Here is a 9,245-nt window from a genome sequence, read left to right on the forward strand (position 1 = left end):
TACCGACCGCACCTCATCGACGGCTGCCTCATAGGCACCGGCCTGACCATGACCAACTGACACGATCAGGCCGACATCACACATTCAAGTTCAGTAGCCCGCGCGGTGGGCCCCCGGGCCGAAGAGGGCCCCCGCGACGAGAATCGGAGCTAAGCCTTCAACGTCGGGGCCCCGTTGTGGGCGCTGACGGACCTACGACCGCCGCCGGAGAGGACGGTTCGGGCACGGCCCCCGGAGCGGGCGACAGCGGCCTGAGCCAGCCGAACCGCCGATGCCGCAACCTCGGGTCCGGCGGCCTCCCGAGCCTCCACCACGCGCCGGATCGCCTGGAGGTACGCACGGCTCTCCGCGTGGGCGACGCGGAGCTTGACCGCCGTTTCGGTGATCCGGTCGAGTTCGTAGAAGTCAGGCACGTACCCATGCCGCGACAGGGCGTGAAGGCGGTCCTGGTGAAAGGTTACCGCGCTGTCCGTGATGGCCAGGGCCGCGCGGGTGTGCATGGCGCAGCGCAGGAGCGGGTCCTCGCTAGGGCGGCGGACCCCTAGGACCTCAAGAGCTTCGATGGGCTGGCCCCAGGTGTTCTCGATCATGGCCGTGGCCTGGTCGAGCATGGTGGTGGGCATGGTGGAACTCCTGTTGGGCGGGGACGGTCGCGAGTGGAGTGCGGCCTGGGGTGGGAGTCAGCGTCCGCGCCGGGGCGTCGGCGAGCTGGCCGGCAGCCGGGCAGAGGTCGCGGGCGCGGGGTGTCCCGTCCGTTTCTGCGCCGCCCCCGTGGAGCGGCTCTGCGCGGCCATCACCCGGAGGTCGGCTGCTGTGCGTGGTGCCCGCGCGGCACGGTGTACGGCCTGGGTCACCGCGGTGCGGCGTACGTCCAGCGGAGTCGGAGCGCGCGAAACCTGAGCCTCGGCGATCGGCGTGGCCGAAGCGACAGGGGTCATCGACCCGGCCGCGGTCGTGGACCGGGGTGAACCCGCGGCGGGTCACCGCCCGGGACAACCCGGCGGTCAGCCCGGTGTTGTCCGCGATCAGGCGCAGCACCGCCGACCCGGTGTGCGACCCCGTGCCCATCGACGTCGACCGTCAGATCTTTCGACCACGCGCTGTCGTGCACCTGAAAAGTGCTCCTCGTCCTGGGTGTCCTGCAGTCTCAGCAGACCGCATTACCCCAGCTCAGGGGCACTTCTCCTTGTTCCGGCACGCCACCTTCAAGATCACGGCGAATGGAGGAGGCAGGCACGGTCGTCCGGATGGGGGATCCGTCGAGTTCCGCTGCCGGCGGCCGAGGCGAGCCGGTGGGCTCGGGTCGCCCGGCGCCGCCGGCCCAGGACCCGTCGAGGCACCGTCGGGCGACGTCCGCGATCCGCGGATCGGCACCGGTGGCCGCGGCAGCGCTGAGCTCGTGGGCCCGAGGACCTCCGCGGCATGGCGACGGACCAGGCGCGAAGGGGAGATCAGCGCGGCGAACTCCGTGTCGGCCAGCGCTCACCGACCGTCGTCGTCAGGCCGACCGCGGACCCGACGGCGGCCGACCGCGACGTCCCCGCCGCGCAGCTCCTCTCCGCGTGATCGCGCGCCGCGACCAGCACGATGGTCGCCGCCCCGCCGGCGCAGGTCGAGCACCGAGCACCCTAGGCGGGAGAGGTCTCCCGGATCTCCAGGAGGTAGTGCGGGTGACTTCCTTCATCGTCGGTGGCCAGGAGTTCCAGGCTCAGGCCGAGGCCCGCTGCCTTCTCCTTGATGAACTCGAGATCCCCGTTACCGCAGAACCCGATCAGGAGCCGACCTCCGGGTCGGAGATGGTTCCGGCCCAGTTCGAGGTACCGCAGGTGACTGGCGTAGCCGGGATCGAAGATGGCTCTCTCGTGGTGCGAGATGGCCGCATCCTCGTCGAGGATCTCCCCGGAATCCGGAAGGGCGCCGTTCGAGTTCCAGAAGATGAGATCGAACTGCGAGTCCGAGACCCCGTCGAACACATCGCTGTAGACGAACGTCGTCGCGTCCTCGACGCCGTGCCGACGAGCGTTCATCTGCGACGCGGCCAGTGCGTTGGGATTGATGTCGACGCCCGTGGCCTCCTGGCAGAGACCGTTCTTGACGGCGAGCACCGACAGCGCACCGGCGCCGCAGCCGACCTCCAGGAAGGAGTGGACCGGCGGAAGAGCGCTCAGCTGCCGCCGGAAGAACTCGCTCGATCGGACCAGGTGCATGGGATACACGCTGGGGAGCACGGTCCAGCCGAGGCCACCGAACTCGACCTCGGTCTCCTGGGTCACCTCCCACGAGCTGACGCCGAGCGCATCGTCGGGTACCGACTCGGCCGATGTGTTCATTGGAATCTCCTAGCGAGGTCGGAGCTACGGGTTGCAGCGAGCCGGGGACCTGGGAGCGGCCGCGATGCCTGGGGATCCGGTTCAGACCGCGAGCTCGGTGGCACGGTCCCGGTAGTAGCGGCGGTCGATCTTGCCGTTGGCGTTGAGCCGCGGCTCGTCGACGACGACCAGGTGCTTCGGACACATGTAGGGCGGCAGCACCTCCTCGATCAGGAGGAGCGGATCCCTGGCCGCCGGCGCCGGCGACACGAACGCGACGATCGTGTTCCTCCGCTGGACCGCGACCGCGGTGGCCACTCCGAGCAGGGCACGGATCGCCTGTTCCAGCTCGGCCGGCTCCACCCTGAAGCCGCCGACCTGCAGCTGATCGTCGCGTCGGCCGATGTAGGTGAGACCGTCGACGCCCGACCGGACCACGTCGCCGGTCCGGTACCAGCGACCGCCCGGCGCGTCCGTCTCCGTGAACGCTCCGTCGTCCTGGCCGGGGTCCACGTAGCCGTCGAACATCTGAGGTCCTCGCAGCAGGAGCTCACCGGCCTCAGCCGGACGGCCGTCGGCGTCGACGACAGCGATCTCGACGCCCTCGAAGGGGTGTCCGATGGGAACGGTGGGGCCGTCCAGCGGTGGGTCGGAGCGGAACTCGAACGCGGTGCAGAACATCGTCACCTCGGTCGGACCGTAGTTGTTGACGACGGCGGAGCCGGGTGCGGCCCGCGACCAGGCGGTGGCCGCGTCGACCGTCAGGGCCTCACCGCAGAACATGCTGATCCGCAGGCCGGGCAGGCAACCCGGGACCAGCGACCCGGCATCCCTCGCCAGGCCGATGGCCGACGGCACCGACGTCCACACGGTGATCCCGTAGCGGGCCGCGAACCGCGCCGGATCCCCCATGGCGAACACGGAGGCCGGCACGATCGCGCATCCCTGCGACCAGGCCAGGAACAGCGACGCCAGAGCGAGGTCGAAGGTCAGGTCGCAGGTCAGAGCCGACCGGTCCGGGGGACCCATCGGATAGCGGGCGACAGCGGCGTCGAGGAACGCGTCGACGTTGGCGTGGGAGATCGACACGCCCTTCGGGCTCCCCGACGAACCGGACGTGAAGAGCACGTACGCGATCTCGGAAAATCGCCGGCCGAGTCCGGCGTCGCTGACCGGCACCGGGGCGTTGGGATCCGCCCACAGCACCGGAACCGGATGGGCGGCGAGGATCGCAGCGACCAGCTCCTGGTCGGCGGTCACATCGGCGATGAGCACGCCCACCCCGGTCGCGGCCATCGCGCCCGCACTGCGCACGGCCGGGAACGCCGGATTGACCGGCACGAACGCGGCATCGGCGTACAACGCCGCGAGCACGCCGATGCAGCCGGTCGCGCTGCGTCCTGCGAGCACGGCGACCGCAGCGGGACGGCTGCCGTCTCGGGAGCGCAGCCCTGCGGCCCAGTGCCGGGCGAGCGCGTCGACCTCGGCGAACGTCCACGAACGATGCGGTTCCACGATGGCGGGTTCGTCCCGGTGGTCGGCCAGCACAGCCAGGAACCGGTCCTCCAACCGCATCAGAACGACTTCCCCACGAGCATGAGCTGCCCGTTGTTGCCGTTGATCCGATCGTTGTTGACCATGAGAGCAGCGCCGTACGCATCGCGCAGGATCCGGGCCACGCTGTAGGGGCCGTCGCAGCGGTAGCCGGCGATGCCGCAGATCGACATGGCCGCTGCCGCGATCTCCACCACCAGCGTCGAGGCGGAGACCTTGAGGCTGTTGAACTCGACCACCGTCGACATGCGCGAGAGCTCGTGGGGGACGGCGGCGAGTTCCTTGAAGCGGCCGACCCCGGCGCCCACAAGTGCCCGCATCTGGTGCAGCCGAGCTGTCGCCTCGGCGAGCCGCACCGTGCCGAGCGGCACCACCTCCGGCTTCTTCCGGGCGGACGCCTGGACGAACAGCCGGGCCCTCTCGACGGCTTCCTCGGCCAGCCCCAGCCACGCCGCCGCCCAGAGGACGTGGGACACCGGCAACATCGTCTGGGCGCTGATGACGGCGTACGGGGTGGTCATGACGGCGTCCCCGTCGCCTTCGGCCAGCAGCGCGTAGCCGTGGCTGCACGTGCCGCGCATGCCGAGCACGTCCCAGACGACGTTCTGCTCCAGGGTGACGCCGTCCCGGTCGCAGAGGACCAGGACCTGGTCCTGCGGATCGCTGGCCGCGTCCCGCCGGGCGGTCACCAGGATGATGTCGGCGTGTCCACCGTACGAGATCACGGACGCCTGCTTCGCCAGCCGGAAGCGGGTGCCGACCCGCTCGACGAAGCAGGAACTCGTGCGCACGTCACCCCCGACGCTCGCCTCCGTCGTGGCCGACGCGACCAGCAGTTCCTCGGCGGCGATGCGCCGCAGAGCACGCTGGACCGCCTCGTCCTCAGAGTGCCGGACCAAGGACGCGATCTGGCTCTGGTGCATCGCGAAGATCAGGCCGGTGGATCCGCACTTCCGGGCGAGCGCAGTGGTCGTCCGCGCCACCGTGCCGATGCCCTGGTCGCCGCCGCCGAACCCGGCCGGGACACCCATGGACAGCAGGCGACCGCTCCGCAGCGCCTCCACCGCCTCGACCGGGAACCGCGACTCACGGTCGACCTGCTCCGCGTGCGCCGCGGCGACGTCCGCGACCGCGGTGACGGCCTCGGAGGTCGCCTGCGCCGCGACGGTGTTCATGACGCGATGTCCAGATCCGGGCGCAGGGCCGCGACGGCAGCGGCGATGGAGGCGGGGGTCTCGAAGGTCTCGGGAACCAGGAACCCGTCCGGGAGGTCCACCTGGAACTCTCGCTCCATCCGCATCGCCAGCCGGACCATGCCTAAGGAGTCCAGACCCAACCTCGAAAGAGGTTCGTGCTGACCGATGACCATGTCGTCCCCGATATTCGGCAGGTGCGCGCGGAGCAGTCGATCCAGGATTGATGCGATAGATTCGTTGGACAAGGACTACATCCCTCCCATGGCCGCAGGACGCCGTCACCGATACTCGTCGAGGTGGCTGGCCGAAGAGCCACCAGCGGCTAATCGCGCAGATTCCCTGCCTTCCGGACCGGAGGCTACAGCATTACGGGTCTTCGGGAAATGGGGTGCACGCAGGCCCGGGCCAGCCCGGCGCGAGGGAACCGGGTCGGCGTGATGAGGCGCGCCACCAGTGACCGATGATGCAGGTTCGCACGCCGCGATCGACGCCGGCGGGAAGCCTCGTCGACGGGTCCACCCTCGATCTGTCGCACCGAGTCCGCTGTGATCCTGCCGTGCATCTATTGGCCTTCGCGGCCGTTCCGCTGATTGTGGGTGTTCGGAACCGCCCAGCTCGGCGCGGTCCTGGTCGACGTAGGCGGTGACGTGCCGTCGGTGGGCCCACCAGGACACGTCGACCCGCGGTGGGACGCAGCATCGGCGCGTCCGCGGCGCCCGGTCAAGTCCTGCCGGTCGCGCCGGCGGCCCGGACCGAGCTCCTGACCGGCGAGGGCGACGACGTGGAGGGCTCCGTCACTCCGGCCGTCCGTGCCGCCCGATCCGGCGCCCAGCACCAGCTCACCGGTGGTCGCGACCGCGATCCGGCGGAGCCTTCGGCCTCCTCGGCGCACCGGCGAACACGCACCGGGATCCGCCGTCGATCTCCGCTCCCGCCGCGCCGCGCCGCACCGCGTCCCGGTCCCCGGAACACGGCTCGACGGACGTCCGGTCGGCGGCGCCTGGCGACACCCCGCTCTCGTCCGGCCCGTGCATCCTCGCCCCTACCGGGAAACCGCTCTCCACGCATCGTTCCCCGGCCCACTGTCGAGCATCGACGCGGTGATCGACGGCTCTTCGCGCAGCCCGAGAACGGGTGGGCGACGAAATGGGACGGCCTGTCACGAACGCACCACGAACGACATTGCGCGACGCCCGAGACCTTGACGTCATGACAATGCTTTTGATTTCGTGAACTGACCCAGATATGCGGCGCGTCGCGCTCCCCAACATCCCGCACTCGATTGTTCGGCACACCCGGACCCACGTGGTTCGTGCGAGCTCCCAGTCCGGTCGCCGCCGTGCTCGTCGTTCGTCCCACACTCTAAGAGGTACGCCTGTGACAGCAACGCTGATAGACCTGTTCGCGGTCGCAGCGAGGAAGTACGCGGACCTCGATGCAATTCATGTCAACGATGCTTCCGTCACCTACGCGGAGTTCGACGCCCGTGCCAACGCGGTGGCGGAAGCACTGCTCGACCGCGGTGTCGAGCACGGTGACTCGGTGGCCGTCTGCCTCGACCGCTCGGTCGAGTACGCCGCGGCCGTGGTCGGTATCCTCAAGGCGGGAGCCGTCTGCCTCCCGCTGAGCCCGGACGAGCCGTCCGAGCGCAACCAGGAGATCCTGCGGAACGGGGCCGCTGCAGCGCTCATCGCGCCCCGCGCCGCGGCCGAGCGGCTCGACTTCGCGCACCCGCACTTCGAGGTGTCCGATCGCGTGTCGACGACCGCGCCGGCCGTCGTCACGGTGCCGGGCGACGCAGCCTTCATTTTCAGCACCTCGGGCTCGACCGGCCGGCCGAAGCAGGTGACTCTGTCCCACGAGAACTGCGCGGTCCAGATCCCGTGGATCGTCGACGCGTTCGGCGTCGGCCCCGGCGATCGCCACCTGCTCAAGATGTCGGTGAACTTCGTGGCCCTCGTGCACGGCCTGCTCTGGCCGCTGCTGACCGGCGGCAGCACGGTGGTCGTCCCTCCGGGCCGACAGACCGACCTCGGCTACCTGGCGAGGTTGACGGCCAGGAAGCAGATCACCATCTCCACCTTCATCCCGTCGGTCATGCGCTTGTTCCTCGAACAGCCCGAGGCCGCGAGCTGCACCGCGGTGCGCCATGTCCTGTGTGCGGGCGAACCCCTGCCCCCGGCCCTGCAGCAGCGGTTCTTCGCGATCTTCCCGGAGACTGCGCTGCACAACGTGTTCAGCAGCAGCGAGGTGCCGGTGGTCTCGCACTGGCGGTGCAAGCCGGGCGAGGAGCGCCCCGCACCGATGGGCTACCCGGTCACGGACATCGTCGACGTGCGCGTGCTGAACCCCGACCACACTCCGACAGCTCCGGGCGAGATCGGCGAACTGCACGTCAGCGGACCCGGTGTCACCCTGGGCTACTTCGGCCAGGCCGAGCTCGATGCCGGCCAGTTCTCCGAGGTGGGTTTCCGCACGGGGGATCTGGTCCGTCAGGACGCGGATGGTCTCCTGACCTCAGCAGGACGAGCCGATCACCTCGCCAAGGTCAGGGGGTTCCGCATCGAACTCGGCGAGGTGGAGGCCAGCCTCGGGACGCACCCGGACGTCCGTCAAGCCGTCGCGGTGGTGCGCGAATCCGAGGGCCAGAGCCAGCTGGTGGCCTACGTCGTGGGCCGGGCCGGGCGCCGAGAACTGCGCGAGCACCTCGCGAGCCGACTCCCCGAGTACATGGTTCCCGCCCGGTTCATCAACCTTCCCGAGATTCCGCTCTCGACGAACGGCAAGGTCGACCGGGGAGCACTTCCCGAGCCCCGCGAATCACCGGTGGAGCGGACCCGCCCGATCGTCGCGCCGCGTGACGACATGGAGGCGGAGATACTCCGGATCTGGCAGCAGGTGCTCGACCTCGACGACATCAGCGTCCAGGACTCCTTCACCAAGGACCTCGGTGGTGACTCGTTGCAGGCGGTCGACGTCGCCAGCAGGTTGGACAGCCTGCTGGCGACCGAGCTGCCGTTCGAGGTGTTCCAGGGAGCGGAGACGATCGAAGAACTCGCCTCCGCCTGCCGCCGCCACCTCGCTCGACGATGACCACGGGGGCGGGTGAAGCCTGGCCCGACATCTTCCTGACCCGGATCGGCGTCGCGGTCGGAGAGGCGAACGACATCGCGGTGCTGCCCGAAATCTTGTCGTCGGAGGCGCTGGAGCAGCTGACGCGAGGCGGGCTGGCGCACTTCCGGCAGTCCGACCGGCAGGCCTGGCAGCTGGCAGCAGACAGCGCGACGTCGACGCTCGATCCGTCCTCCTCGACCGCAGCCGTCGATCTGGTCGTCTACGCGACCAACACGTTCTGGGACAGCGCCGACCCCGAGCTGGACGCGGCGCGGTTCCTTCAGGCCATAGGACTGAACCGCACCCCGCTGATCGGCGTCGGCCTGGCCAACTGCGCGAACCTGGCCGTCGCCGTGCGCACCGCGGTGGCCTGCTTGCGCGGCGGCGACGCCACCACCGCGCTGGTCGCCACCACCGATGTCTGCCGACCGGGGCAACGCCTGGTCGGTGGCGGCATCGGGGTGCTCAGCGATGGCGCTGCCACCTGCGTCGTCAGTACCCGCCGCCCCGAGCACGGTCTGCAGCTGCTCGGCACGACCATGACCGTCGAGGCAGGACTGCATGCTCTGACGTCGGAGTCCGAGCCGATGGCGATGGCCATGGCGACGGCCCGCGGAGTGCGCCGGGCAGCCGCGGCGCTCTACGAGAGGACCGGGCTCGGTCCGGCAGACTTCTCCTACCTCGTCACCAACAACTACCTCGAGCCCACGCTGAGGACCTTCGCGAACGCGGCGGAGGTGCCGTTCGACCGGACCTACCGGGGCACCGTGGCGGGCTACTCCCACTGCTTCGCGGCAGACGCTCTCATCAACGTGTCCGCGATGGCGTCGGAGAGCATCATCGAGCCGGGCGATCGGATCCTGGCCATCGTTTCGGGCTACAACTCGTGGGGATGCATGGCTTTCTCGGTCGTCTGAGGCGGGGGTGCAGCCGCCTGATCGTCCTGGGACCCGGCGCACAGCGGACGATGCCGCCTAGTACTCCAGCAGGATTTCGGTGTCTGACCTGGTCTTTCGCCCGGTGGTGGGAGTGTAGCGGGACTTCGGTCGTGCGGGGGCGGTCTCACGGAGAC

8 protein-coding genes are annotated in these 9,245 nt (G+C 69.8%); 3 read left to right on the forward strand and 5 right to left on the reverse strand.

The window, feature by feature from the left end; all coding sequences use genetic code 11:
- Positions 1-149 precede the first annotated feature (149 nt).
- The gene (locus M1203_RS38285; protein ID WP_249954488.1) at positions 150-623 is read right to left on the reverse strand and encodes a hypothetical protein; all 474 of its coding nucleotides are present in this window, start codon (positions 621-623) and stop codon (positions 150-152) included.
- A gap of 799 nt (positions 624-1,422) precedes the next feature.
- On the opposite strand from M1203_RS38285, the gene M1203_RS38290 reads away from it, so the two are divergent.
- Positions 1,423-1,566, forward strand: coding sequence for a hypothetical protein (locus M1203_RS38290; protein ID WP_249954489.1), 144 nt, complete (start codon positions 1,423-1,425; stop codon positions 1,564-1,566).
- A gap of 62 nt (positions 1,567-1,628) precedes the next feature.
- Here the strand turns inward: M1203_RS38290 and M1203_RS38295 are convergent, their stop codons facing one another.
- From M1203_RS38295 to M1203_RS38310, 4 genes are all read right to left on the reverse strand, one after another.
- On the reverse strand, positions 1,629-2,330 hold the full coding sequence (locus M1203_RS38295) for a methyltransferase (RefSeq protein ID WP_099965359.1): 702 nt from the start codon (positions 2,328-2,330) through the stop codon (positions 1,629-1,631).
- A gap of 81 nt (positions 2,331-2,411) precedes the next feature.
- Complete coding sequence (locus M1203_RS38300) at positions 2,412-3,884, reverse strand: AMP-binding protein (RefSeq protein WP_249954490.1); 1,473 nt, start codon at positions 3,882-3,884, stop codon at positions 2,412-2,414.
- On the reverse strand, positions 3,884-5,038 hold the full coding sequence (locus tag M1203_RS38305; RefSeq protein WP_099965361.1) for an acyl-CoA dehydrogenase family protein: 1,155 nt from the start codon (positions 5,036-5,038) through the stop codon (positions 3,884-3,886). Before M1203_RS38305 ends, M1203_RS38300 begins: the two co-directional genes overlap by 1 nt.
- Positions 5,035-5,304, reverse strand: a complete 270-nt coding sequence (locus M1203_RS38310; protein ID WP_249954491.1) for an acyl carrier protein — start codon at positions 5,302-5,304, stop codon at positions 5,035-5,037. Before M1203_RS38310 ends, M1203_RS38305 begins: the two co-directional genes overlap by 4 nt.
- Before the next feature lie 1,132 nt (positions 5,305-6,436).
- Between M1203_RS38310 and M1203_RS38315 the strand changes: the two genes are divergently transcribed.
- Together M1203_RS38315 and M1203_RS38320 are read left to right on the forward strand one after the other, a co-directional pair.
- Positions 6,437-8,152 (forward strand): non-ribosomal peptide synthetase, encoded by a 1,716-nt coding sequence (locus M1203_RS38315; RefSeq protein ID WP_249954492.1) that lies wholly within the window; start codon positions 6,437-6,439, stop codon positions 8,150-8,152.
- Entirely contained in the window at positions 8,149-9,090 is a 942-nt protein-coding gene (locus M1203_RS38320) for a hypothetical protein (RefSeq protein WP_249954493.1), read from the forward strand. The genes M1203_RS38315 and M1203_RS38320 overlap by 4 nt, the downstream gene beginning before the upstream one ends.
- Positions 9,091-9,245 lie beyond the last annotated feature (155 nt).

Source organism: Streptomyces sp. 35G-GA-8 (assembly GCF_023534745.1).
Taxonomy (GTDB): Bacteria; Actinomycetota; Actinomycetes; order Streptomycetales; family Streptomycetaceae; genus Streptomyces.